Here is a 23,809-nt window from a genome sequence, read left to right as displayed (position 1 = left end):
CGAACAATATCTTCGATAAGGTCAAATCGTACCGGCTAATGCCAATGATGGCGCGATGTGAGGAGGATTAGTCCTGCTGTGCGCCCCACCACTATTGATTTCGTGGTTAATATGGCAGGTCCGCCAGGATGGGGGTCACTATACTCCTATCAAAGCTGCACGGATGGAGATGGGGATGGAACATTCATTTGACGAGAGAGTGCAGAATCTGCACGCCACGCTCAGGCAGCGCTTTGACAAGTTGGGTCGGGTGGCCATCGCGATTTACGACCAGCATACGGATCAGCTCAAGACCTTTGCCCACAGCACCGAGGGGCACTCGCCGCTGGTGCAGTATGAGGTGAAGCTGAGCGATGTTCCCTCCCTGCGCTATCTGGCGGAGCACAAGCAGCCCCGGGTGCTCGGAAATCTGGATGCACTGCGCGGCTCAGCATCGGAGCACAGCCGCAAGCTGCTGGAAGCGGGCTATGCCTCCAGTTATACCGAGCCGCTGCTGTTCAACAGCAAGCTGTTTGGCTTTCTGTTTTGCGATGCGATGGAACCGGGCTATTTCAACGAGCCGATCCGAAGCGAATTGTCGGCTTATGCCCAGATGCTGTCGGCCATTATTGCGGTGGAGTTTTTCTCCATCCAGACCCTTGGCGGCGCGCTGACCACGGCGCGGGAGTTCAGCCGTTATCGGGATGAGGAGACCGCCAACCATCTGCACCGGATGTCTGCCTACTCCCGGCTGATTGCCAAGGCGCTGGCTCCCAGTTGCGGCCTGAGCGATGAGGAGGTGGAGTTTATCTATCTCTTTTCCGAGCTGCACGATATCGGCAAAATCGCGGTGCCGGATGCCATTTTGCTCAAGCCGGGCAAGCTGACGCCGGAAGAGTTCGAGATCATGAAGATCCACCCCGGCAAGGGGCGGGAGATGATCAGCCTGATGATCAACGAGTTTGGCCTCGATGGCATTCACCACACCGACATGCTGACCAACATCATCGCCAGCCATCACGAGCGCTTTGATGGCACCGGCTATCCGCAAGGGCTGGCGGGGGGGGGCGATCCCGCTGGCTGCGCGCATCGTGACAGTGGCTGATGTGTTTGATGCCCTGACCAGCGAGCGCCCCTACAAGAAGGCCTGGCCGTTCGAGACGGCGTTTGCCTATCAGGAGGAGCATGCCGGTAGCCAGTTTGATCCCGCCTGTGTCGCCGCGGCCCTGCATAACAAGGCCGAGTTTTATGCCATCTATCAGCAGTATCAGGAGCTAGCCAGTTCGGCAGGTGTATCGGCCAGCGGCGCTGAGCCGGGTTGATCGATCGTGGTGAGCGGCGGGGTAAAGCACAGGGTTAACCATGACGAGGATGCAGTAACAAGAGAGGGGGCACCAGCAGGTGCCCCCTCTCTTTTATGCGCCTTCTCTATCGAAGACGTTGTATCTGTGGCTATGGCATCTGCGGCCAGGTTACTTTTTGGGCGGCGGCTCGCTGATTTGGTAGAGGTGATCCGCGCAGGCGCTGGAGCATCCGCAGGGGCGCACCTCTTTATCCTCCCGCTTCTGGGCAAGCTGGTATTGGCGCCACCAGATGATGGTGCCCATGGCCAGGATCAGCACGAACGAGGCGAGCAGGCTCAACAACCAGATGGACATGATCTCTTCTCCTTGGTGGTGATGACATGCACTGTGATGGCATTAATGATGATGGCAGCAATCGCCCTGTTGGCCGGCGCTTTCACTGCCGTGGCAACAAGTATGGCCTTGCCGTGGACTGTCTGCCTGATTGTCACCACTGGCGCAACAGTGATTGGAACCACTGTTGCAACCACCATGACAATTGGTATGGCTGTGGCCTGCGCCGAGGGGTTGAATGGCACGGATCGCCGCCTTGCTCTGATGACGGCGAGACGGGCGGCCCTGACTGGCATCTGTGAGCAGTTGCAGATTGGCGGGGGCCAGCAGCGCAGGCAGCGGCAGCCGGGCAGAACGGCACTGCAGCACCCGGATATTGGCCGCCAGCAGGCGCCCCAGCATCCGCTCGCCGATATTGCGTACCACCACCTGACCCACTTGATAATGGGCGAGGGCGTCGAGCAGCGCTTGCTTACCGTGGCAGCCTTCGGCGGCGGCCGGGTTGGCCAGGGTGGCGATGACGCTCCCTTCGGGGCTCAGGATCTGCAACTGCTCGGCTCGGGTAAAGTGTCCGGCCAGCAGCCCCTGACTCAGCATCAGGGCGCTGTTGCAGGGGTTGGTGGTCATGGTTGTGACAGCATTCATTTCGGCTCTTCTCCACGGGTTTGGTGGTCGGGCTCGGCGGGTTGCATCATCAATGCCTTGCCCAGACTCAGACACTCCACCACCTTGTAACGCCCTTTTTTCAGGATATTGGCCAGGGTCTGACGGGAGACCCCCATCACCAGGGCGGCCTCCTGCTGCTGCATTCCTTGAAGGTCGACGAGGCGCAATGCTTCGAACTCGTCAGGGGCCAGAGTGACCTGCTCCAGCTGATGCATGGGGCTGCCGTTGGGTTTGAAGCAGCTGTTGGCGGGGCGGCCACAGATCTGGCGGGCAATCTTGGGTCTTGGCATGGTGGCTCCTAATTGGCATACGCCATTTATACGCCAGTATATGGCATATGCCAATAATTTTGTCGAGTGCAGCGGGCTGCGCGAGTGCTGTTTACGGCAGAGAGAGGGGGAAAGAGAAAAACAGAGACGAACAGGGAAGAGGAGAAAAGGTGGCGGAAACGACGCAGGCCCGAACACGGTTCGGGCCTGCGGTTTTTACAGAGGATGGCGGGTGCCTTCCCGGCGAGCTTACGCCTGTTCGGCTTCGGCCACTGGGGCTGCACTCTCGCTGCCGTTGGCGAAGCGGTCGGCCCACAGGGCAATCACGCCGTCACCGGTGACGTTGCAGGCGGTGCCGAAGCTGTCCTGCGCCAGATAGAGGGCGATCATCAGGGCGATGGAGGCTTCACCGAAGCCGAGCATGGAGGTGAGCAGACCTAGTGCCGACATCACGCCACCACCCGGGGCGCCCGGCGCGGCGATCATGATCACTCCCAGCATCATGATGAAGGGCAGCATGGTCTCGATGCCCGGAATGGCCAGATGCTCGGAGAGGAACATCACCGCGGTGGCGCAGGTCACCAGGGTGATGGTGGAGCCGCACAGGTGAATGGTGGCGCACAGCGGCACGGTAAAGTTGGCGATGCCGTCGCTTACCCCGTTGTTCTTGCTCGATTGCAGGGCGACCGGAATGGTGGCGGCGCTCGACATGGTCCCCAGCGCGGTGAAGTAGGCGGGCAGCATGTTCTTGATGAGCTGGGCCGGTGAGCGGCCAAGGGCCAGACCGGTGCCGATAAACAGCACGGAGAGCCAGATCCAGTGCATCAGGATCGCCATCACCAGCACCACGCCGAAGGTTTTCAGGGTGGCGAACACTGTGCCTTCTACCGTCATCTCGACAAAGACCCCGGCGATATAGAACGGCAGCAGCGGGATGATCACCTTGGCCAGCAGGCGGTCGATTATGTCACGGCCCTGATCGGCGACCCGGCGCAGATCAGTGGCCTGGGTGGCGCTGATGCCGATGCCGAACACGAAGGCGGCGGCCAGTGCTGACATCACGCCAAACAGCGGCGGGATCTCCAGATTGACGTAGGAGGCGAGCTTGATAGCCGTGGCCGTGGTGGGCTCGGCGGCGGTGGTCAGCTGCGGGATCAGGTGGCTCGCCACAGTAAAGGCGAACAGTCCCGCCAGAATGGTGGAGCAGTAGGAGAGGGCCACGGTTTTGCCCAGCAGCTTGCCGGAGTTTTTCGGCAGGCTGGCGATGCCGCTCATGATGAAGAACAGAATGATGAGCGGAATGGTGAAGGTGATCAGCTGACCTATCACCGTCTTGGCCGTAAACAGCACGCGCGCCACCCACTCAGGGGCGTAGAGACCGAGCAAGAGACCGGCAAGGATGCCAGCAATGAGTTTCAGGACAAGTTTCATAAGGAAATCCGGAGTTGGTTGTATTGTCTGTTTTGTTATTAAATTTTGATATTAATCACACTTTCTAACACAGAAACCGTGTTATGTCTGCTTTTGCTGCGTTAACACCGAGTTAAATATTGTCGAAAGCTATGAGAGCAGACTTGCTGTCGGTTTGGCGTTGAACTGAAAAATCCGTGATGAATTAGCCCGTTAGGGGGCCGGATGATCGCCACGCAGCAACATGACGTATTGGCTGGCGTTTTGACTTGTGAATGGTGACGTGTTGGCCGATACGGCCCCTATCGGCGCCAGTTGCAGCGCTATCCCGGATGTGGTGACCAGTTGCTGCAGATGCAGCGTCAGCTGGTCGTGGCTCATCTCGCCGCTTGGCTGCAGGGGGAAACAGAGCGGGGCACCCGCTTTGAGCAGGGTCGCCAGCTGTTGCAACAGGGGGGCAAGGGTGGCCGCTTCGCTATCAAGCGGGCGACTCAGCCAGATGCCATCGTAAGGGAGCACCGAGTGCATCCGCGCGAGGGTGCCGACCCGTACCGCTTGTCCGGATTGCTGCGAGGCGATTTTGGCGTCGGCCAGCACAGCTTCACAGGCAGTGACCACATATCCTTCTGAACGCAGCCAGCGCAGATCCTCCCCCGTACCGCACTGACCATTGAGCAGATGGGCGCCGGGTTTGAGGCGCGCCACAAAGGCGGCCCGAATGGGGGCGTGCTGGTCGTGCAATGGTTGGGGAGTGGGGATGGCGTCAGAGTGTGGCACAGGGGTTACCTCAAGCAGGGGGCGCACACTTTAACAAATCGGGGCCTGACTGCCAAAGCGTGCGGTCAGGCCCCAGTTTGTGGGGGCATATTGGAGTTGCTGATTCCTGTTAGTGGCCGCAGGCAGGCCCGTGGGGTTGGGCCAGCATGGTGAACATGCTCTCTATCAGGAAGCCGGACTCGCTCTGTAGGTCGATCCGCCCGGGAAAGTGCAGCCAGTTGATGATGTAGCCATCCAGGGTGCAGTGAAGCAGGGTGGCGGCGCGCTGCAGGTTGAGGTCGGCGGGCAGCTGGCCCCGTCGTACCGCGTTGGCCAGGGTTGTCTCCAGATCCCGAAAAAAGTGGCCGGACTGGCTGCGAATATGTTCGCGCAATGAGATGGCTTCCCCCTCCAGCGATTCGAGATTGAACAGGATGGTGAACATCTGCCGCTGGGCCGGATTGTGAATGAAGCTGTGGAGCACCCCTTCGAAGAAGAGACGCAGTTGTCCCAGCGGATCCGGCTCGTCTGGATTGAGGCAGGCATCGAGCTGGTGGGCGAGGGGGCTGCAGAGCTCCTCCCAGAGCGAAATGAAGAGTTCGTCCTTGTTCTTGAAGTGCCAATAGATGGCCCCACGGGTCAGGTCTGCCGCTCTGGCGATGTCGGTCAGGCTGGTCTTGGCCAGGCCCTGAGAGCAGAACAGATCCAGCGCCGTGTTCATGATATGGCCGCGGGTTTGCTGCGCCTCTTCTTTGGTTCGTCTGGCCATTGAAATCTATGCCTCATGCAAGCAAAAAGTCACTTACATACATTTATGAATGTATGTATATTGCCTCAACTTTAGACTATTTACCAACAGGGCCCATGCGGCCCTGATTGTTCATTGACTGGCAAAGGCTCAGGTGTTTCATGCATAAACATATTCTTGCTCGTTCAGTTGGTCTTGCCTTGCTGGCTACAGGCTTGCTGGCAGGTTGTGGTGACAAGGGGGGCGCACCCCAGGGACAGGGCGGCATGCCCCCCGCGGCGGTCAACGTAGTGACCCTGCAGAGTGGCCCGCTGATGTTGACCACAGAATTGACCGGTCGCAGCGCCCCGCTGCGGGTGGCCGAAGTGCGTCCGCAGGTGAGCGGCATCATCCTCAAGCGCCTCTTTACCGAGGGGAGCGATGTGAAGGCGGGCGATCTGCTCTATCAGATCGATCCGGCTGTCTATCAGGCGGCGGTCGCCAGCGCCAGGGCCAATGTGGCCAAGGCCGAGGCCAACGAGCAGAGTGCCCGCTTCAAAGCCAAACGTTATCAGGAGCTGCTCAAAGTCAACTCCATCAGCCGTCAGGACTATGACGACGCCGACGCCAGCTGGAAGCAGGCCAAGGCGGAGATCATGGCGAGCAAGGCTGCCCTGCGCACCGCCGAGATCAATCTCGGTTACACCCGCATCACAGCCCCCATCAGCGGCCGCATCGGCAAATCCGCGGTGACCGAGGGTGCGCTGGTGACTGCCCAGCAGGCGGATAGCTTAACTGCCATCCAGCAGCTCGATCCCATGTATGTGGATGTGCGCCAGTCCACCGCCGATCTGCTGCGCCTCAAGCGACTGGTCGCCGAGGGCAAGCTGACTCAGGACGAGCAGAAAGGGGCCAAGGTGACCTTCCAGCTGGAAGATGGCAGCACCTATGGCGAAGAGGGCTCGCTGCAGTTCTCCGATGTGACCGTAGACGAGACCTCCGGCATGGTGACCCTGCGGGTGATTGTGCCCAACCCTCACCAACTGCTGCTGCCGGGCATGTTCATGCGCGCCACCCTGCAAGAGGGGGAGCGGGCGCAAGGACTGCTGGTGCCGCAAACCGCGGTTTCCCGCACCCCCAATGGCGGCGCCACCGTGATGGTAGTGACCACTGACAACAAGGTTGAGCTGCGCAATGTTCAGCTGAGCCGGGTCGTCGGCAGCAACTGGGTGGTGGAGTCAGGGCTCACTTCCGGCGAGCGGGTTATCGTGGCTGGTTTGCAGAAAGTACGACCGGGCGCCGTGGTCAATCCCGCTGAGCAGGGTGCTGATGCACCGTCTGCTCAAGCGTCTTCCAACACCCCGGCCAACAAGTAGGATGGAGTAGTCGCTTCATGGCTCGATTTTTTATAGACAGACCCATTTTTGCCTGGGTGATCGCGCTGGTGATCATGCTGGCGGGCAGCCTGGCCATCATCAAATTGCCGGTCGCCCAGTATCCGAGCATTGCACCGCCTGCTGTCGGTATTTCTGCCAGCTATCCGGGGGCCTCTGCCAAAACGGTAGAAGACTCGGTCACCCAGATCATCGAACAAAACATGACCGGGCTGGATCACCTGCTCTACATGTCCTCCCAGTCTGACTCCGCGGGTCGGGTGTCGGTGACCCTCACCTTCCAGCCGGGGACCGATCCCGATATCGCCCAGGTGCAGGTGCAGAACAAGCTGCAGCAAGCGATGTCACTGCTGCCGCAAGAAGTTCAGCAGCAGGGGATCCGGGTACAGAAGACCTCCAGCAGCTTCCTGATGGTCGCGGCGTTCATCTCCAGCGATGGCAGTATGAACAACGACGATCTGGCGGACTATGTGGTCTCCAACATCAAGGAGCCCCTGAGCCGTCTGGACGGGGTAGGCGAGATCACCCTGTTCGGCAGCCAGTATTCCATGCGGGTATGGCTCGATCCCAACAAGCTCAACCGGGTGCAGATGACCCCGGGTGATGTGCAGGCGGCCATCAAGGCGCAGAACGCCCAGGTGGCGTTCGGCAAGCTGGGTGGCACCCCGTCGGTGAAAGATCAGCAGTTCACCGCCACCATCATGGGGCAGACCCGTCTCTCTACCGTGGAGCAGTTCAACGACATCCTGCTGCGGGTGAATCAGGATGGCTCCAAGGTGCGGCTGAAAGATGTAGCCCGGATCGAGCTGGCTGGCGAAAGCTATGACGCCGATGCGCTCTACAACGGTCAGTCCACCGCCGCAGTCGCCATCAAACTGGCCACCGGCGCCAACGCGCTGGATACCGCCGACAAGGTGCGCGCCAAGCTCAATGAGTTGTCGGATTACTTCCCGGCCAACATGGAGATCGTCTATCCCTACGACACTACGCCGTTTGTGAAGATCTCCATCGAAGAGGTGGTGCAGACCCTGATCGAGGCGATCTTCCTGGTGTTCTGCGTCATGTATCTGTTCCTGCAGAACTTCCGCGCCACCCTGATCCCGACCATTGCGGTGCCGGTAGTGCTGCTCGGTACCTTTGGGGTGATGGCGGCGTTCGGTTTCTCCATCAACACCCTCACCATGTTCGGTATGGTGCTGGCCATCGGCCTGCTGGTGGATGACGCTATCGTGGTGGTGGAGAACGTGGAGCGGCTGATGAGCGAGGAGGATCTCTCCCCGCTGGAAGCGACCCGCAAGTCGATGACCCAGATCACCGGCGCGCTGGTGGGGATCGCGTTGGTGCTTTCCGCCGTGTTCGTACCGATGGCCTTCTTCGGCGGCTCGACCGGTGCCATCTATCGCCAGTTCTCGCTGACCATCGTCTCGGCCATGGTGCTGTCGGTGCTGGTGGCGTTGATCCTGACCCCAGCGCTCTGTGCCACCCTGCTCAAGCCGATGAAACATGGCGAGTTTGGCGCCAAGCGCGGCTTCTTTGGCTGGTTCAACCGCGCCTTTGATGCCGGTACCAACCGCTATCAGCGCGGCGTGCGCAAGGTGATCAAGCAGGGCATGCGTTACAGCCTGATCTACGGTGCCATGCTGGCGGTACTGGCGGTGTTGTTTATGCGGATGCCTACCTCCTTCCTGCCGGAAGAGGATCAGGGGGTCATCATGTCCATGGTGCAACTGCCGGTGGGTGCCACCAAGCAGCGCACCGAGGTGGTGCTGGCAGACATGCGCGACTACTTCCTGAAAAACGAGAAGGATAACGTTGATTCTGTGCTGACCGTGTCGGGCTTCAGCTTCGCCGGTAGCGGCCAGAACAGCGGTATGGCCTTTATCAAGCTCAAGGACTGGAGCGAGCGCAAGAGCCCGGATCGCAGCGCCAATGCCATCATCGGCCGCGCCATGGGCTATCTGTTCAGCATCAAGGAGGCGCAAGTGTTCGCCTTCAACCTGCCTCCGATCCCGGAACTGGGGACGGCGACCGGTTTTGACTTCTTCCTGCAGGATCGCGGCGGTATCGGTCACGACAAGCTGATGGCAGCGCGTAACCAGCTGCTCGGCATGGCGGCGCAGGATCCCACCCTGGTGCGGGTACGCCCGAACGGGATGGAAGATACGCCGCAGCTTGATATCAAGATCGACTACGAGAAGGCGCTGGCGCAGGGGCTCTCCATCGCGGATATCAACAACACCCTGGCAGCAGCCTGGGGCTCTTCCTACGTCAATGACTTCGTCGACCGTGGCCGGATCAAAAAGGTCTATATGCAGGCGGATGCCCCCTTCCGGATGAACCCGGAAGATCTCAAGCTCTGGTATGTGCGCAACAGTGCCGGTCAGATGGTGCCCTTCTCCGCCTTTGCCAGCAGCGAGTGGAGCTTCGGCTCGCCGCGTCTGGAGCGTTACAACGGCGTACCGGCGATGGAGATTGTCGGTGAAGCGGCGCCCGGCAAGAGTACCGGCGATGCCATGGCAGCCATCGAGCAGATGGTGAAACAGCTGCCGGAAGGGGTGGGTATCGAGTGGACCGGGCTCTCCTTCCAGGAGCGTCAGGCCGGTTCACAGGCACCCGCGCTCTACGCCATCTCCTTGCTGGTAGTGTTCCTCTGTCTGGCGGCTCTCTACGAGAGCTGGAGCATTCCGTTCTCGGTGATGCTGGTGGTGCCACTCGGGGTGTTGGGGGCTATTCTGGCCGCTACCCTGCGGGGGCTGGAGAACGACGTCTACTTCCAGGTCGGCCTGCTGACCACCATAGGTTTGTCGGCGAAGAACGCGATTTTGATCGTGGAATTTGCCAAAGAGCTCTATGACAAGGGGATGGGGTTGGGTGAAGCCGTGGTGGAGGCGGCGCGTCTGCGGCTGCGCCCGATCCTGATGACCTCGCTCGCCTTTATCCTCGGGGTGTTGCCGCTGGTGATCAGCTCCGGCGCCGGTGCCAGCAGCCGTAACGCCATCGGTACCGGCGTGATGGGGGGGATGATCAGCGCCACAGTGCTGGCCATCTTCTTCGTCCCCCTCTTCTTCGTGCAGGTAATGCGCTACTTCACCAAACACAGTAGCAAAGAAGAGCGCCTGACCCATGCCCATGAGTCAAAACATGACTGATGGCAGGCAGGCGAGGCAGAGCTGAGCTGCAAGCAATAAACAGCCAGCTTAGTTGGTTCTAGCTGACCACTAAACAGGGCAACCCCATGGGTTGTCCTGCTTTTCTGAGCTTGCCGAGAGGTTCGTTTTACCGATTGTTGAAATAAGTAGCAGAACGTACGAGCAGGCTGTGACCGGCCTCGTGTTCAGCTTCAAATTGACCCCCAATGAGGTAGTTTTTGCTGTTCATATGGGGGGGATACGAGATAGAATCCGGCATCAAATCGGGTCTGTCTGGTGTGCAATCTCACGAGAGAGCTGTGATAGCGTCTAGCGATGCATACCGCCAAAAATACAATTAAATGCTGGAGGACATGATGACCAACAGCTTGAGCAGTGTGGTTAAAATCAGCGAACTGGGGGCTGCAACTCAGTGCGGTAGCCATGTCTCTTGTCGATCTAAGCTCAAATAATGAGCACCTACCCATCCGGTGATATGTATTAGATTGCAAATATCCATGCACTTCTTTGAGTTCCTGCGTCGTATTTCCCCCGAGCAACAATCTTGATCTCAAATGAACCTTCCCCCTGTTATAAGAGCATCTTCTCTATGAAAATTTTAGTGACCGGTGGCGCAGGCTTTATCGGCTCTGCCGTGGTGCGCCATATCATCCGTGATACTCAGGATTCCGTTATCAATCTCGATAAACTCACCTATGCCGGCAATCTGGAATCCTTGGCCGATGTATCGACAAGCGATCGTTATGCGTTTGAGCAAGTGGATATCTGTAATCGTGCCGAGCTGGATCGGGTGCTTGCCCTGCACCAGCCGGATGCTGTGATGCATCTGGCGGCTGAAAGCCATGTCGATCGCTCCATCACAGGTCCTGCTGACTTTATCGAGACCAATATCGTCGGCACCTATATGTTACTGGAAGCGGCTCGCACCTACTGGAATGGTCTGGATGAGGTGCGCAAGGCGGCCTTCCGTTTCCACCATATCTCCACCGACGAGGTGTATGGCGATCTGCCTCATCCGGATGAAGTGGCTGCCGGTGAGGCATTGCCGCTCTTTACCGAAACCACGCCTTACGCCCCCAGCAGCCCCTATTCGGCCTCCAAGGCCTCCAGTGACCATCTGGTGCGTGCCTGGCGCCGTACTTACGGCCTGCCGACCATCGTCACCAACTGCTCCAACAACTACGGCCCGTACCACTTCCCCGAGAAGCTGATCCCGCTGGTGATCCTCAATGCGCTGGATGGCAAGCCGCTGCCGGTCTATGGCAAGGGCGACCAAATTCGCGATTGGCTCTATGTAGAAGACCACGCGCGCGCACTCTACAAGGTGGTGACCACTGGTTTGGTCGGGGAGACCTACAACATCGGCGGTCATAACGAGAAGCAGAATCTGGAGGTGGTACACACCATCTGCGATTTGTTGGACGAGATGGTGCCCAAAGCGGGCTCTTACCGTGATCAAATCACCTCTGTGGCGGATCGCCCCGGTCACGATCGCCGCTATGCCATCGATGCCAGCAAGATGAGCAGTGAGCTTGCTTGGCAACCGCAAGAAACTTTCGAGTCGGGCATTCGCAAAACCGTGCAGTGGTATCTGGATAACAAGCAGTGGGTCAACAACGTGAAGAGCGGATCCTATCAGTCCTGGATCGATCAGCAGTACGGGGAGAAGAAGTAATGAAAGGCATTATTCTGGCTGGTGGTTCTGGTACTCGTCTCTACCCCATAACCATGGGGGTTTCTAAACAATTGTTGCCTGTATATGACAAGCCAATGATCTATTATCCACTTTCGGTATTGATGCTTGCTGGTATCAGAAAAATTCTCATTATTACCACACCAGAAGATCAAGTTGGATTTCAGCGTCTACTTGGCGATGGCAGCCAATTCGGTATTGCTCTGGAATATGCAGTGCAACCTAGTCCAGATGGTTTGGCTCAAGCCTTCATTATTGGTGAAGAATTTATTGGTAACGATGCCGTATGCTTGGTGCTGGGTGACAATATTTTTTATGGACAAAATTTCAGCGCCAAGTTGAAAATGGCGGTTACCAGAGCACAGGTAAGTGAGGCTGCCACTGTATTTGGTTATCAAGTTAAAGATCCCGAGCGCTTCGGTGTAGTCGAATTTGATCAAGACCAAAAAGCCATCAGCATTGAAGAAAAACCAGTAAAACCAAAGAGCCACTACGCCGTAACTGGGTTGTATTTTTACCCAAATGATGTGGTAAAGCAGGCAAAACAGGTTAAGCCTTCGCACCGTGGTGAACTGGAAATTACCACCTTAAATGAGATGTACCTTAACCAAGGTAACTTGCATGTAGAAATGCTTGGTCGTGGTTTTGCTTGGCTCGATACTGGAACCCATGAAAGCTTGCTCGAAGCAGCACAATTTGTTGAAACGCTAGAGAAACGCCAAGGTTATAAAATCGCCTGTTTAGAGGAGATTGCCTATTTACAACGTTGGCTAAATGAATATCAATTAATGGCCCGCGGTGAATTGATGAGTAAAAATAGTTATGGCCAATATCTGTTAACCTTGGCTAATCCCTATGACCAATCTTGCTAGCAAAACCAAAAAAGGCCTGCAATGGAGCGCTATCGAGCGCCTTCTTACCCAATGTATTCAACTTGCCATTACCTTATATTTGGCGCGAATATTGGGGCCAACCGCCTTTGGCTTAGTGGGCATGCTGACAGTGTTTATTGCCATTGCCAATGTGTTTGTCGATAGTGGTTTTACTTCGGCGTTAATTCGTAAAACAGATCGCACAGAAAGTGATTTAGTAACCGCCTTTTATTACAACATTGCCATGGCTGGTTTGTGCTACTTTGCTTTGTATATCAGTGCGCCTTTGGTTGCCGATTTTTATCAACAAGCCGAGCTGCAAACCCTGCTGCGGATATTGGGCTTAGCTGTGCTGATTAACACATTTACGTTAATTCCGCGCGTTAAGCTTAATGTTGCGATGGATTTTAAAACTCAAGCCAAAATATCGGTACTGAGTGTGCTGATCAGTGGGCCAACAGCGATAATATTAGCAATTAACGGCTATGGCGTATGGGCGTTGGTGGCGCAAACCTTGCTTAATGCCAGTTGTGCTACCTTATTATTCAATCTGTTTGCTCCTTGGTTACCTCGTGGCCTCATCACGAAAAATTCTTTTAATTATTTGTTTGGTTACGGTAGTAAGTTGTTGTTATCTGGTTTACTGGATGTGACTTACAACAACCTCTATCAAATTATCATAGGTAAAAAATTTAGCCCCATTGAGGTAGGCCAGTTTAGCCAAGCTAATCAATTAACTAGTCTCCCAGCGATGACGTTAACTAGCATTATTCAGCGGGTAACGTTTCCGTTGTTTAGCCAGTTGCAAGACGAACCGGATAGAATGGCCAACGCCTATCGGCAAACCTTAAAATTGTCGGCGCTAATGATCTTCCCATTGATAGTTGCTTTGGGCTTGATTGCCAAGCCGTTGTTAACCATCTTATTAGGTGAGCAGTGGCAGGGTGCTGCGGTGTTGCTCACGGTGTTGTGTTTGGGTTATATGTTATACCCAATCCATTCCCTAAATTTGAATTTGTTGCAAGTCACTGGTCGCAGCGATCTGTTTCTAAAACTTGAGGTTATGAAAAAATTCATTGGTGTGACTGTGCTGCTGCTGAGCATTCCTTATGGCGTGTTGGCCATGTGTCTTGGTTTTACCCTGACATCCTATTTAGCCCTGCTACTTAACACCTATTACACCGCCAAGTTAACGCATTTAAGTCAATGGCAACAATGTAAAGATATTTTACCTATTTGGTTTGCCGTGATTTTTGCTGCGGTCGTTGGATATGGCGCTGGTTTATATTTCCAGCAAGAGTGGTTGCAAATAGCGATTAACTTGAGCGTAGCCTTATTTGTGTATGGTATGTATTTAGTGTTGGTACAAAAGCCACTGCTGTTGCAACTGCGCAGTACCTTACGCCGCTAATGGTTTAATTATTTTTTACTTTGGATGTAAACATGACGAATAAAACAATCCCAGTCACCCAGCCATTTTTGCCAGAATTAAATGAATTTGTACCTTATCTTGAAAAAATTTGGAATAATCGTTGGCTGACCAACAATGGCCCGTTTCATCAAGAATTAGAAGCCAAGTTGGCTGAATATTTGGGTGTTGAGCATGTCTCTTTATTTAATAATGCCACGATTGCGCTCATCACTGCCTTGCAGGCTATGCGCATTCACGGCGAGGTGATTACCACTCCCTATTCGTTTGTGGCAACCAGCCATTCGATCATGTGGAATGGTTTAGAGCCAGTGTTTGTCGATATTGATCCAACCACTTTTAATATTGATCCTGCCAAGATAGAGGCAGCTATTACCCCACGCACCACCGCTATTATGCCGGTGCATTGCTACTCCAATCCTTGCGATGTAGAAGCCATTCAAAAAATTGCTGATAACTATGGTTTGAAGGTGATTTATGATGCGGCCCATGCTTTTGGGGTGAAATATAAAGGTGAGAGTTTACTTAAATGGGGCGACCTGTCGATTTTAAGCTTTCACGCTACCAAGGTATTTAACACTTTCGAAGGTGGTGCAATTATCAGCCCAGATGCCAAAACTAAGCAGCGTATTGATCGCTTAAAAAACTTTGGCATCGCCGATGAACTCACTGTCACTGCCCCTGGTATTAACGGCAAAATGAGTGAAATCAATGCGGCCTTTGGTTTAGTACAACTTAAACATATCGATGACGCCATGGCACTACGCCAAGCAGTCGATGCGCGTTACCGCGCCGAACTGGCAGATGTAACCGGTATTACCCTGTATCAGCATGACAGGAATGCTAATAGCAACTTTTCTTACTTCCCTATTTTGGTTGAGGCAGATTACCCACTCAGTCGTGATGAGTTATATGACAAACTCAAAGCCAATAGCGTTTTATCCCGCCGCTATTTTTATCCCTTGATCAGCAATATGCCGATGTATCGGGCGTTGCCTAGTGCCGATAACTCACATTTGCCAGAGGCCAATGCCTTAGCTGAAAAAGTATTATGTTTGCCGATTTTTAATGAGCTAACAGTTGAACAGCTGAAACATGTTATTACGCTAATTAAAGGGAATTAACAGGTGGCATTTCTTACTGAGCAACAATTAAGTGCCATGGGCTTTTCCGAACTGGGCAGAAATGTTTTTATCTCTGATAAGGCATCTATTTATGGTGCTAGCCGCATTAAGATTGGTAGCAATGTCCGCATCGATGATTTTTGTGTGCTGTCGGCAGGTGAAGGGGGGATTGAAATTGGCTGTTATATTCATATCGCTGTGTATAGTTCATTAATTGGGGCCGGTAAGATAACGTTGGCTGATTTTGTAAATATTTCATCTAAAGTTGCCATTTACTCTAGTAATGATGATTACAGCGGTGAATATATGACAAACCCCATGGTACCTGCGGAATATACCAATGTGACCCATGCAGATGTCACCTTGGCCAAACATGTCATTATAGGCTCTGGCTCTGTTTTATTGCCTGGCATCACCCTGCATGAAGGAGTCTCGGTCGGATCATTATGCATGATCACGAAAGACTGTGAAGCCTTTGGTGTGTATGTAGGTGCGCCAGCTAAAAAAATTAAAAACCGCAAGCGGGATTTACTCGCCTATGAGGCTCGTTTGCTCACCACCATTAATAATTAAGGTCAATATTGTGTTTCATTTAACTGAAGCTGAAATTATGGCTAGCTGGACAGTGAATGAACCCATTCGTGTCAGTGTCTGTTGTATTACTTATAAACAAGAGAAATATATAGCTCAAGCAATAGAAAGTTTTTTAGTACAAAAAACCACTTTCCCATTTGAGATTGTCATTGGTGAGGATTGTGGCGGTGATGGAACGTTAGCTATTTTAACCGAGTTTAAAGAACATTATCCTAATATTATAAAAATAATCACATCAGAACATAACGTTGGTGCGAATGCCAATCTTTTAAGAGTATTCAACTTTGCCAAGGGAGATTTTATTGCTGTTTGTGAGGGGGATGATTATTGGTGTGATGTAAATAAGTTGCAAAAGCAGTTGGATTTTGCAAAAAAAAATAAATGCTCTCTTCTCGTTCACCCATCTAGAGTATTGAGCAATGGGTATGAAACGGAAATCAGGTGGCCATGTCAAAATAATTTCGAAATAGATTATATTCTGTCAGCTAAAGGTCAGTATGCTCCCACAAGCTCGTATTTTTTTAAAAGAGAGGTTGTTAAGTCTTTACCAGTCTGGTTCAAAGACGCCCCAGTGGGGGATTACTATATCGAAGCCTTTGCATCGAAAATGGAAGGTTGTAAATGTATAAATGAATATATGTCAGTTTATCGTTTGTCAGCAGAAAACTCTTGGTCTCTTAATTTAACCGGGAACAATAAGGGGACCAAAATAGTAAAAACGTATAAAAAGAATATTGAATCACTTCATAATTTGATCTTTTCAATGCAACAGCATGAAAGTGCGATAAAAATAAAAATATCTCATGCAGAGTATGCATGTGCTCAAGGTTATTTCTTTAATGGGGATTATGATTTATTCAGAGAGCATATTGCAAATTCAAATACGAAAGAATGGTATGATTTATTTCATAGAATGTTGTTTGTTTTTAAAGACCATTTATTCTTAGTAAAGATGATATTCTTTGTTAAGGAAGAATTGAAAACCATATTAAAACGAACTAGTTAACTGGAGTTAAGGTGAATAATACCGACTTCTTTATACTGACACGTTCTGCTCGTATTGCATTTATTATTTTGTATAGTATTGCTAATATATATGCGGGTCTAGTGATGGCAAGTTTAGGTCGTTATGTTGGTGACTATGGGTTTCCCATGAGTTTTGACATCCCGATTTTCTCTTTGTTGGCTCTGGTTTTATTCTCATATTACTTAGTTTGCTGTCCTTTATATAACCTCGGAGTTAAATTTAAGACCAAGAAACTTAATGTCGCATCTAAAAATAAAATAATCTATTTTGGTTTTTTTGTTTTAATTTTGCAACTATGTTATTTTGTATTTAATCTTAAAACTGGCATTAATTCTGCAGGCGCATCGAATCCTGAAGGATTTACTCGCTTTATCTGGCTTTTAATGCCGGTTGATTATATTTTCTATATTTTCTATATTTTCTCACGTGAGCGGACTCCTGTTTTTGCAAGAGTTAATTTGGCTGTTTTCATTATCTCTCAATTAAGTAGAGGCTGGCTTGGTTGGATTTTAATAGTTTTTTATATTGAACTATGTTTTTTCTTTAAAAATAAAAGCTATATTGGAATTCTTAAGATAAGAAATGTTTTAAAATTAGGTGTTCTACTTCCTTTAATGTCATTTCTTATTGTTTTAATGTATTTGAAAGTTATTATTCGTGAGGCTTTAGCAAATGAAAATATGGCAATCTTATACTCAGCTATATTAAAATTAGATTTTAATGTTGTAATTACTAGCTTTGTTGATGCAGTCTTTTTTAGGTTGCAACAATTATCAAATGTTGTTTTTGCGTACGAGAATAGTTATGTTATTGAGCATTTGTTGCAAACCAATCGTATTGCCTCGTTTTATTGGGAAGGTCTATTATCCCAAACTATATCAAAGCTTATCAATATTAATCCTGGTGACGACATACATGTTTTTCTTTATTCGTATTTTGTGAATTCTAATGCGGTAACTGAAACAACGCTACAAACAGGATTTGTTTCTTGGTTTTTTTTCGATGCATACACTAGTATTATATACGTAATTTATACAACGCTGTTGATTTTTATTTCAATTTATCTATCGAAAAAAACAAGGTTTTCAGAAGTCCAATCTTTAACTTGGTTTTTTGTTTTTTTATATTTAATGAACGGTTGGTTTGTTAGCTTTCTATTCTATATCCAAGCATTGATTTTTGTTTGTCTATTTGTGAATGTTAGCTTTAAAAAGGTAAGAACTTAAGTTAAACGTATATACATACGGAACTCAAAGTAATTTACTCAATATTTCATTCATGTGACCCATTATAAAATGAATATAATTATTAATGCTAGTAATCTTCGTGTCGGGGGCGCTATTCAAGTTGCTCTTTCCGTATTTAATGAACTATATTCTCACTCTGAGCATCATTTTCATTTGTTTTTATCTCCAGCGTTTGATGATTTAATCGACGAGCTTACTTTAAAACAGGCCAATATATCTTTTTATAGGGTGAATTTTCCATCTCGTTTTTCACTTTCTGGTCGAGTCAAACAACTAGATGAACTAGAGGCTGCAATATATGCAGATTGTGTTTTTTCTATTTTTGGTCCAAATTATTGGAAGCCAACATCACCGCACATGATTGGTTTTGCGCAAGGTTACTATATTTATAATGATCTTCCTTTTTTTAAAACGCTTGACATAATTAAAAATATAAAATTAACTCTGTTAAAGAGTTATCATAGGTTTTTGTTAAAAAATCATGCTCAGCGTTATGTCGTTGAATCATATGATGTACGAATGCGTCTTAGTCAATACCTAGATGTAGGAACGGAAAATATTCACGTTGCAGCAAATACCTATAGTGGTTATTTTTATGCAGGTCGAGTCAAGAATTTAGTAAACACAGAAGAACCTTTCAAGTTGTTGACTATTGCCTATCCATACCCTCATAAAAATCTACTGATATTTAAAGAAGTTAGTGATATATTGAATGCTAATAACTTAAATTATGTTTTTCATATAACAGTACCAGAGGATTATTATAAAAAAAATTTTTCAGGATATGAGCGCTCAATTTTTAACTTAGGTGTGGTAAAAAACAAAGATTGTCCAAAATTATACGAGAAATGCGATGCGATGATTTTGCCTTCTTTAGTTGAATGCTTTTCTGCTTCTTATCCTGAAGCTATGGTAATGAGGAGGCCAATTCTAACCTCTGATTATAGCTTTGCACGCTCAGTTTGCGGTGATGCTGCGCTTTATTTCGATGCTTTAAATCCAAAGGATATAGCAGAGAAAGTACAGCTTTTGTCAAGTGATAATGATGTTTATCACAGTGTTGTTTCTGCCGGAGTTGAAAGGTTAAACGATTTCCTTTCTCCAAAGGAACGGTGTAAGTGTTATGTTGATTTTCTTGTGGATATGGTGAGACAAAATGTTTAAAAATAGAGTTTTATTAATCACCGGTGGTACAGGCTCATTTGGTAATGCTGTTTTACGTCGATTCTTGAATACTGAAATTAAGGAAATCCGTATTTTCTCTCGTGATGAGAAAAAGCAGGATGATATGCGTAAGCATTTTCATTCAGATAAATTAAAATTTTATATTGGTGATGTGCGCGACTATCAAAGTGTGGCGAATGCTATGCGCGGAGTGGATTATGTTTACCATGCTGCTGCATTAAAACAGGTGCCGTCTTGCGAGTTCTATCCTTTAGAAGCTGTAAAAACAAACGTGCTTGGTACGGAAAACGTGCTCGAAGCCGCCATCACTCATGGGGTTGAACGCGTGGTCTGCTTGAGTACCGATAAGGCGGTGTACCCGATCAACGCGATGGGAATTTCCAAGGCAATGATGGAAAAGGTGATTGTAGCCAAGAGCCGTAATTTGGAGCACACCAAGACCACCATTTGCTGTACCCGTTATGGTAATGTGATGGCTTCCCGTGGTTCAGTGATCCCGTTGTTTATTCGTCAGGTCGTCAATGGCGATGCCATCACTATTACCGACCCGGCTATGACCCGCTTTATGATGACCCTTGATGATGCCGTCGATCTGGTATTGCATGCCTTTGAGCAAGGCAAAAACGGCGATATTTTCGTACAAAAAGCACCAGCTGCGACCATTGATGTATTGGTTAAAGCGTTACTGGGGATCATGAATAAGCCTGAACATTCAGTAAATGTTATTGGTACACGCCATGGTGAAAAACAATTTGAAGCACTTTGTAGTCGCGAAGAAATGTTTGTTGCGCAGGAACAAGGTCAATATTATCGAGTGCCGGCAGATAATCGCGACCTTAATTACTCAAAGTATTTCGAACAAGGTGAGCAAGATCTGTCTAAGGTTGAAGATTATAATTCTCACAATACTGAACGTCTCGATGTTGAAGGAATGAAAGCACTCCTTCGTAAACTCGATTTCATTCGAGAAATTGAAGCTGGCAATATCATCGTGCCAGAAGGAGTATAGCTGTGAATGTGTTGATCCTTGGTGCTACGGGGATGTTGGGGTACAGCTTGTTTAGCAATCTGGCAGATTATGCAGAGTTAACCGTAAAAGGTACTGTGCGTAATATAGACGGAAAGCAGGAATTTTTTGAAAAGTATCAAGATAGGTTATTACTCGGAATTGATGTAACGGATATTGCTAGCATTGAGCAGGCTATTATAGAAGCCAAACCTGATGTGGTGTTCAACTGTATAGGGTTGATTAAGCAGCACGATATTGCTAAACAGCATGTGGCGGCGATTGAAATCAATGCCCTATTACCACATCAGTTGGCTGCCCTTTGCGACCAATATGGTTCACGGTTGATCCATTTTTCGACCGATTGTGTGTTTGATGGCAAACAAGGCATGTATCAGGAAGCTGATTTACCCACCGCGACTGATCTCTACGGCAAATCCAAATGCTTGGGTGAGGTTAACTATGGCCGCCACTTAACCTTGCGTACCTCGATCATTGGTCATGAGCTGGATTCCGCTGTGAGCCTGGTTGATTGGTTTTTAAGCCAACGTGGTGCGGTGAAGGGTTTTTCTAAGGCGGTATTTTCTGGTTTGCCAACTTGTTATATTGCCAAGCTGTTGGCCGACAACATTCTGAACAAGCCTGATCTCTGCGGTTTGTATCACCTGTCGGTGGAACCGATTGATAAGCACAGTTTGATCTCATTGGTGGCCGAAATTTATGGTAAGAGTATTGAGATTAATGAGTCAGCCCAATTGGTGATCGACCGTTCGCTCGATTCTAGCCGCTTGCGCCAAGCGCTGGATTTGACTGTGCCAAGTTGGCGTGAGTTGATTGAATTTATGCATAACGATTATTTGATAAGGTATGTGCCATGCAAAAACTAAAAGTGATGACCATAGTTGGTACGCGCCCAGAAATTATTCGGCTGTCGCGTACTATCGCCAAGTTGGACAAATTTTGTGACCATACCTTGGTTCATACCGGTCAAAATTACGATTATGAGCTCAATCAAATATTTTTTGATGACTTAGGTATCCGTGCGCCAGATGTGTTTTTAGAGTGTGCCGGTGGCAGTGCTGCTGAAACCATGGCGCAAGTGATCAGCAAGTCAGATAAGGTGTTTGCCGAGTTAAAGCCTGATGCACTCCTTATTCTGGGGGATACAAACAGTGCCTTGGCTGCTATTTCTGCCAAGCGTAAAAAAATCCCGATCTTCCATATGGAAGCGGGTAATCGTTGCTTTGATTTACGCGTACCAGAAGAGATCAACCGTAAAATTGTGGATCATATTTCTGATGTGAATATGCCCTATAGCGATATTGCACGCGAATATCTTTTAAACGAGGGGATTAAACCTGATTTAATCGTTAAAACCGGCAGCCCAATGGATGAGGTGCTGGCTTTTTATCAGGACAAAATTCACGCTGCTGATGTAGTATCGCGGCTGTCACTGACCAAGGAAGAATATTTTTTGGTTAGTGTGCACCGTGAAGAGAATGTGGATTCTGAAAAAAATATTCACAGCTATGTGCAAGTGTTAAATAAACTAGCTGAAAAATATCAATATCCGATTATTGTTTCGACTCATCCGCGCACTCGCAAAAAAATTGAAGCGTTAAATTTAAGATTCCATCCTTTGGTTAATTTGTTAAAGCCCCTTGGTTTTAGCGATTATGTGCGACTGCAAATGGATGCCAAAGTGGTGTTGAGTGATAGTGGTACTATTACAGAAGAGTCTTCCATATTGAACTTCCCTGCGGTCAATATCCGAGAAGCCCAAGAGCGTCCAGAGGGATTTGAAGAGGGGGCGGTGATGTTTACTGGCATGAGTGTTGAACGGATTTTACAAGCCATTGAAATTCTAGAAAAGCAACCTAGAGGTGCTGTTCGTTTGATAAATAAGGTGCCGGATTATATTGCTCCTAATGTTTCTGACAAAGTCCTACGCACAATCCTAAGCTATACCGATTATGTCAATCGAGTGATTTGGAGAAAGTCGCTGTGAGGTTAGCTCTGATCATTGATGATTACTTGCCTAATAGCACGCGAGTTGGCTCAAAGATGTTTCACGAGTTGGCAGTGTATTTAACGCAGCAAGGTCACCAAGTCACGGTGATTACCCCTGACACTCATCAAGCAACCAATCTGGTGTGTGATGAGCTCGATGGGGTGAGCATTTTACGCTTTAAAAGTGGCGAAATTAAAAATGTTGGAAAAGTAAAGCGCGCGATTAACGAAAGTTTGTTGTCGCTGCGCGCTTGGTGGGCTGTGAGATCAAATATCACTAAGCATAGCTTTGATGGAGTGGTGTATTACTCCCCATCTATTTTTTTCGGTGGTTTAGTGCGCTGGCTTTGCCAGCGCTGCCAATGCCCCGCCTATTTAGTGTTGCGAGACTTATTCCCACGCTGGGCGATTGATGCCGGTATGATTGGCGAACGCTCCTTCATTGCCCGCTATTTTCGTTTTTTTGAACATGTGAGTTATCGTCAGGCCAAGATGATAGGCTTGATGTCAGATAGCAACATCAATGTTTTTGAAGCAGAAGGGAATACATATCCCACTGAGGTGCTGAGAAATTGGGCCGCTCTCACCCCTGTAACTCAATTTCCAGCTGATTATATGCCGCTTCGCCAGCGCCTAAACCTGCAAGATAAAGTGATATTTTTTTATGGCGGGAATATTGGTCATGCACAAGATATGGCCAATTTGATGCGTTTGACCAAGACCATGAGTCGGCATCCTCATGCACATTTTTTATATGTTGGTCAAGGGGATGAAGTGGCTTTGATCAATCGATTAGCCAGTGAGTGGCATTTGTCCAACTTTACCTATTTGCCGTCGATTACTCAGATGGAGTTTAAATTGCTGCTTGCTGAAGTTGATATCGGTTTGTTTTCTCTTTCTGCTGATCATACTAGCCATAACTTTCCAGGAAAACTACTCGGGTATATGGTGCAAAACATACCAATTCTTGGAAGTGTGAATAACGGTAATGATTTGATGGAACTGGTTAATGAACATGGTGCTGGAGTTATTAAAGTAAATGGCGATGATATTGGCTTGCATACCGCGGCTGAGCAGTTACTGAATGATGTGGAATATCGCCAAAGAGCAGGCCAGAATGCCAATCAGTTGTTGCAGCAACAATTTTCAGTTTCTGCTGCGGCAGAGACTATTTTGCAATCCTTGAACTCTGATAAATTGTAGATAAGGCGCAACATGAAGCTTTTTGAATCGCAATTATTGATGCAGTTGTATCGTGATGCTGCCGCCTCCGAAAGGCTTCGTACGCACTATTTATTTCATACATCTCATACAGAAAAAGTGCAGCGGCTACTGATCGCTATGGTGAAAGGTAGTTATGTAGAACCGCATTTTCATCAGTTTCCCCATCAATGGGAGATGTTTACTTTAATATCCGGTGTAATTAGAGTGTGTTTATATGAAAATAATGGCGATGTGCGTCATGAATTAATAATTAATGCGCAGGATCCACTACCACTAGTTGAATTTTTACCAAATGAAATACATAGTGTGGAGTGTTTGTCAGATTATGCTTTACTTTTAGAGATAAAAGAGGGACCTTTTGATGCGCGCACATCAAAAAGTTTTGCATTACTTTAAAGTCATGTGCTCCTA

The 23,809-nt window shown here is 49.2% G+C and carries 21 protein-coding genes and 1 pseudogene; 16 read left to right on the top strand and 6 right to left on the bottom strand.

The window, feature by feature from the left end:
• Positions 1-175 precede the first annotated feature (175 nt).
• A pseudogene (locus BN4575_RS00285) lies at positions 176-1,301 on the top strand (HD domain-containing phosphohydrolase).
• A gap of 150 nt (positions 1,302-1,451) precedes the next feature.
• Here the strand turns inward: BN4575_RS00285 and BN4575_RS00280 are convergent.
• From BN4575_RS00280 to BN4575_RS00255, 6 genes are all read right to left on the bottom strand, one after another.
• Entirely contained in the window at positions 1,452-1,637 is a 186-nt protein-coding gene (locus tag BN4575_RS00280) for a hypothetical protein (RefSeq protein WP_058053089.1), read from the bottom strand.
• Between the two features lie 42 nt (positions 1,638-1,679).
• Positions 1,680-2,261: a NifB/NifX family molybdenum-iron cluster-binding protein gene (locus tag BN4575_RS00275; RefSeq protein ID WP_068976679.1), complete on the bottom strand. Its 582-nt coding sequence runs from the start codon at positions 2,259-2,261 to the stop codon at positions 1,680-1,682.
• Positions 2,258-2,572: a DUF134 domain-containing protein gene (locus BN4575_RS00270; RefSeq protein ID WP_068976678.1), complete on the bottom strand. Its 315-nt coding sequence runs from the start codon at positions 2,570-2,572 to the stop codon at positions 2,258-2,260. Before BN4575_RS00270 ends, BN4575_RS00275 begins: the two co-directional genes overlap by 4 nt.
• A gap of 228 nt (positions 2,573-2,800) precedes the next feature.
• Complete coding sequence (locus BN4575_RS00265) at positions 2,801-3,982, bottom strand: dicarboxylate/amino acid:cation symporter (RefSeq protein ID WP_068976677.1); 1,182 nt, start codon at positions 3,980-3,982, stop codon at positions 2,801-2,803.
• Between the two features lie 192 nt (positions 3,983-4,174).
• Positions 4,175-4,738, bottom strand: coding sequence for a hypothetical protein (locus BN4575_RS00260; protein WP_068976676.1), 564 nt, complete (start codon positions 4,736-4,738; stop codon positions 4,175-4,177).
• Positions 4,739-4,847: 109 nt separating this feature from the next.
• A complete protein-coding gene (locus BN4575_RS00255) occupies positions 4,848-5,486 on the bottom strand; it encodes a TetR family transcriptional regulator (protein ID WP_068976675.1) in 639 nt (212 codons plus the stop codon).
• Positions 5,487-5,626: 140 nt separating this feature from the next.
• On the opposite strand from BN4575_RS00255, the gene BN4575_RS00250 reads away from it, so the two are divergent.
• The 15 genes from BN4575_RS00250 to BN4575_RS21080 all read left to right on the top strand — a co-directional run bounded on the left by BN4575_RS00250 (position 5,627) and on the right by BN4575_RS21080 (position 23,794).
• On the top strand, positions 5,627-6,820 hold the full coding sequence (locus tag BN4575_RS00250) for an efflux RND transporter periplasmic adaptor subunit (RefSeq protein WP_068976674.1): 1,194 nt from the start codon (positions 5,627-5,629) through the stop codon (positions 6,818-6,820).
• Positions 6,821-6,837: 17 nt separating this feature from the next.
• Positions 6,838-9,987, top strand: a complete 3,150-nt coding sequence (locus tag BN4575_RS00245) for an efflux RND transporter permease subunit (RefSeq protein ID WP_068976673.1) — start codon at positions 6,838-6,840, stop codon at positions 9,985-9,987.
• A gap of 589 nt (positions 9,988-10,576) precedes the next feature.
• Complete coding sequence (rfbB, locus tag BN4575_RS00240; protein WP_068976672.1) at positions 10,577-11,662, top strand: dTDP-glucose 4,6-dehydratase; 1,086 nt, start codon at positions 10,577-10,579, stop codon at positions 11,660-11,662.
• The gene (gene rfbA / locus BN4575_RS00235; protein WP_068976671.1) at positions 11,662-12,552 is read left to right on the top strand and encodes a glucose-1-phosphate thymidylyltransferase RfbA; all 891 of its coding nucleotides are present in this window, start codon (positions 11,662-11,664) and stop codon (positions 12,550-12,552) included. The genes rfbB and rfbA overlap by 1 nt, the downstream gene beginning before the upstream one ends.
• Positions 12,536-13,963 carry a lipopolysaccharide biosynthesis protein gene (locus BN4575_RS00230; RefSeq protein WP_068976670.1) on the top strand — a complete coding sequence of 476 codons (1,428 nt, stop codon included), beginning with the start codon at positions 12,536-12,538 and terminating at the stop codon, positions 13,961-13,963. Before rfbA ends, BN4575_RS00230 begins: the two co-directional genes overlap by 17 nt.
• Before the next feature lie 32 nt (positions 13,964-13,995).
• Complete coding sequence (gene vioA, locus BN4575_RS00225) at positions 13,996-15,105, top strand: dTDP-4-amino-4,6-dideoxy-D-glucose aminotransferase VioA (RefSeq protein ID WP_068976669.1); 1,110 nt, start codon at positions 13,996-13,998, stop codon at positions 15,103-15,105.
• Positions 15,106-15,108: 3 nt separating this feature from the next.
• Positions 15,109-15,678 carry an acyltransferase gene (locus BN4575_RS00220; RefSeq protein WP_068976668.1) on the top strand — a complete coding sequence of 190 codons (570 nt, stop codon included), beginning with the start codon at positions 15,109-15,111 and terminating at the stop codon, positions 15,676-15,678.
• Between the two features lie 10 nt (positions 15,679-15,688).
• Entirely contained in the window at positions 15,689-16,705 is a 1,017-nt protein-coding gene (locus BN4575_RS00215) for a glycosyltransferase family 2 protein (protein WP_176716404.1), read from the top strand.
• Between the two features lie 11 nt (positions 16,706-16,716).
• Positions 16,717-17,952 carry an oligosaccharide repeat unit polymerase gene (wzy, locus tag BN4575_RS00210; protein WP_141689674.1) on the top strand — a complete coding sequence of 412 codons (1,236 nt, stop codon included), beginning with the start codon at positions 16,717-16,719 and terminating at the stop codon, positions 17,950-17,952.
• Between the two features lie 69 nt (positions 17,953-18,021).
• A complete protein-coding gene (locus BN4575_RS21085) occupies positions 18,022-19,137 on the top strand; it encodes a glycosyltransferase (RefSeq protein WP_083220969.1) in 1,116 nt (371 codons plus the stop codon).
• Positions 19,130-20,167 (top strand): polysaccharide biosynthesis protein, encoded by a 1,038-nt coding sequence (locus BN4575_RS00205; protein ID WP_068976665.1) that lies wholly within the window; start codon positions 19,130-19,132, stop codon positions 20,165-20,167. The genes BN4575_RS21085 and BN4575_RS00205 overlap by 8 nt, the downstream gene beginning before the upstream one ends.
• 2 nt (positions 20,168-20,169) lie before the next feature.
• A complete protein-coding gene (locus tag BN4575_RS00200) occupies positions 20,170-21,051 on the top strand; it encodes a dTDP-4-dehydrorhamnose reductase family protein (RefSeq protein ID WP_068976664.1) in 882 nt (293 codons plus the stop codon).
• Positions 21,039-22,172, top strand: coding sequence for a non-hydrolyzing UDP-N-acetylglucosamine 2-epimerase (gene wecB / locus BN4575_RS00195; RefSeq protein WP_068976663.1), 1,134 nt, complete (start codon positions 21,039-21,041; stop codon positions 22,170-22,172). The genes BN4575_RS00200 and wecB overlap by 13 nt, the downstream gene beginning before the upstream one ends.
• A 56-nt stretch (positions 22,173-22,228) precedes the next feature.
• The gene (locus BN4575_RS00190) at positions 22,229-23,377 is read left to right on the top strand and encodes a glycosyltransferase family 4 protein (RefSeq protein WP_218060760.1); all 1,149 of its coding nucleotides are present in this window, start codon (positions 22,229-22,231) and stop codon (positions 23,375-23,377) included.
• A 12-nt stretch (positions 23,378-23,389) separates the two neighbouring features.
• Positions 23,390-23,794 (top strand): WbuC family cupin fold metalloprotein, encoded by a 405-nt coding sequence (locus BN4575_RS21080; protein ID WP_083220968.1) that lies wholly within the window; start codon positions 23,390-23,392, stop codon positions 23,792-23,794.
• The last annotated feature ends 15 nt before the right edge of the window (positions 23,795-23,809 follow it).

Source organism: Aeromonas sp. EERV15, assembly GCF_900079845.1.
Taxonomy (GTDB): Bacteria; Pseudomonadota; Gammaproteobacteria; order Enterobacterales; family Aeromonadaceae; genus Aeromonas; species Aeromonas sobria.
The sequence above is the reverse complement of the archived record's forward strand: the minus strand, read 5'-3'. Positions and strand labels throughout refer to the sequence as shown.

What these genes read in the sequence shown, in the direction of transcription:
- BN4575_RS00275 (WP_068976679.1), bottom strand. Translation starts at nt 2,261, where the DNA reads ATGAATGCTGTCACAACCATGACCACCAACCCCTGCAACAGCGCCCTG.
- rfbB (WP_068976672.1), top strand. Translation starts at nt 10,577, where the DNA reads ATGAAAATTTTAGTGACCGGTGGCGCAGGCTTTATCGGCTCTGCCGTG.
- BN4575_RS00250 (WP_068976674.1), top strand. Translation starts at nt 5,627, where the DNA reads ATGCATAAACATATTCTTGCTCGTTCAGTTGGTCTTGCCTTGCTGGCT.
- BN4575_RS21085 (WP_083220969.1), top strand. Translation starts at nt 18,022, where the DNA reads ATGAATATAATTATTAATGCTAGTAATCTTCGTGTCGGGGGCGCTATT.
- BN4575_RS00255 (WP_068976675.1), bottom strand. Translation starts at nt 5,486, where the DNA reads ATGGCCAGACGAACCAAAGAAGAGGCGCAGCAAACCCGCGGCCATATC.
- BN4575_RS00270 (WP_068976678.1), bottom strand. Translation starts at nt 2,572, where the DNA reads ATGCCAAGACCCAAGATTGCCCGCCAGATCTGTGGCCGCCCCGCCAAC.
- rfbA (WP_068976671.1), top strand. Translation starts at nt 11,662, where the DNA reads ATGAAAGGCATTATTCTGGCTGGTGGTTCTGGTACTCGTCTCTACCCC.
- BN4575_RS00230 (WP_068976670.1), top strand. Translation starts at nt 12,536, where the DNA reads ATGACCAATCTTGCTAGCAAAACCAAAAAAGGCCTGCAATGGAGCGCT.
- BN4575_RS00190 (WP_218060760.1), top strand. Translation starts at nt 22,229, where the DNA reads ATGTTTCACGAGTTGGCAGTGTATTTAACGCAGCAAGGTCACCAAGTC.
- BN4575_RS00265 (WP_068976677.1), bottom strand. Translation starts at nt 3,982, where the DNA reads ATGAAACTTGTCCTGAAACTCATTGCTGGCATCCTTGCCGGTCTCTTG.
- BN4575_RS00245 (WP_068976673.1), top strand. Translation starts at nt 6,838, where the DNA reads ATGGCTCGATTTTTTATAGACAGACCCATTTTTGCCTGGGTGATCGCG.
- BN4575_RS21080 (WP_083220968.1), top strand. Translation starts at nt 23,390, where the DNA reads ATGAAGCTTTTTGAATCGCAATTATTGATGCAGTTGTATCGTGATGCT.
- wecB (WP_068976663.1), top strand. Translation starts at nt 21,039, where the DNA reads ATGCAAAAACTAAAAGTGATGACCATAGTTGGTACGCGCCCAGAAATT.
- BN4575_RS00280 (WP_058053089.1), bottom strand. Translation starts at nt 1,637, where the DNA reads ATGTCCATCTGGTTGTTGAGCCTGCTCGCCTCGTTCGTGCTGATCCTG.
- vioA (WP_068976669.1), top strand. Translation starts at nt 13,996, where the DNA reads ATGACGAATAAAACAATCCCAGTCACCCAGCCATTTTTGCCAGAATTA.
- BN4575_RS00205 (WP_068976665.1), top strand. Translation starts at nt 19,130, where the DNA reads ATGTTTAAAAATAGAGTTTTATTAATCACCGGTGGTACAGGCTCATTT.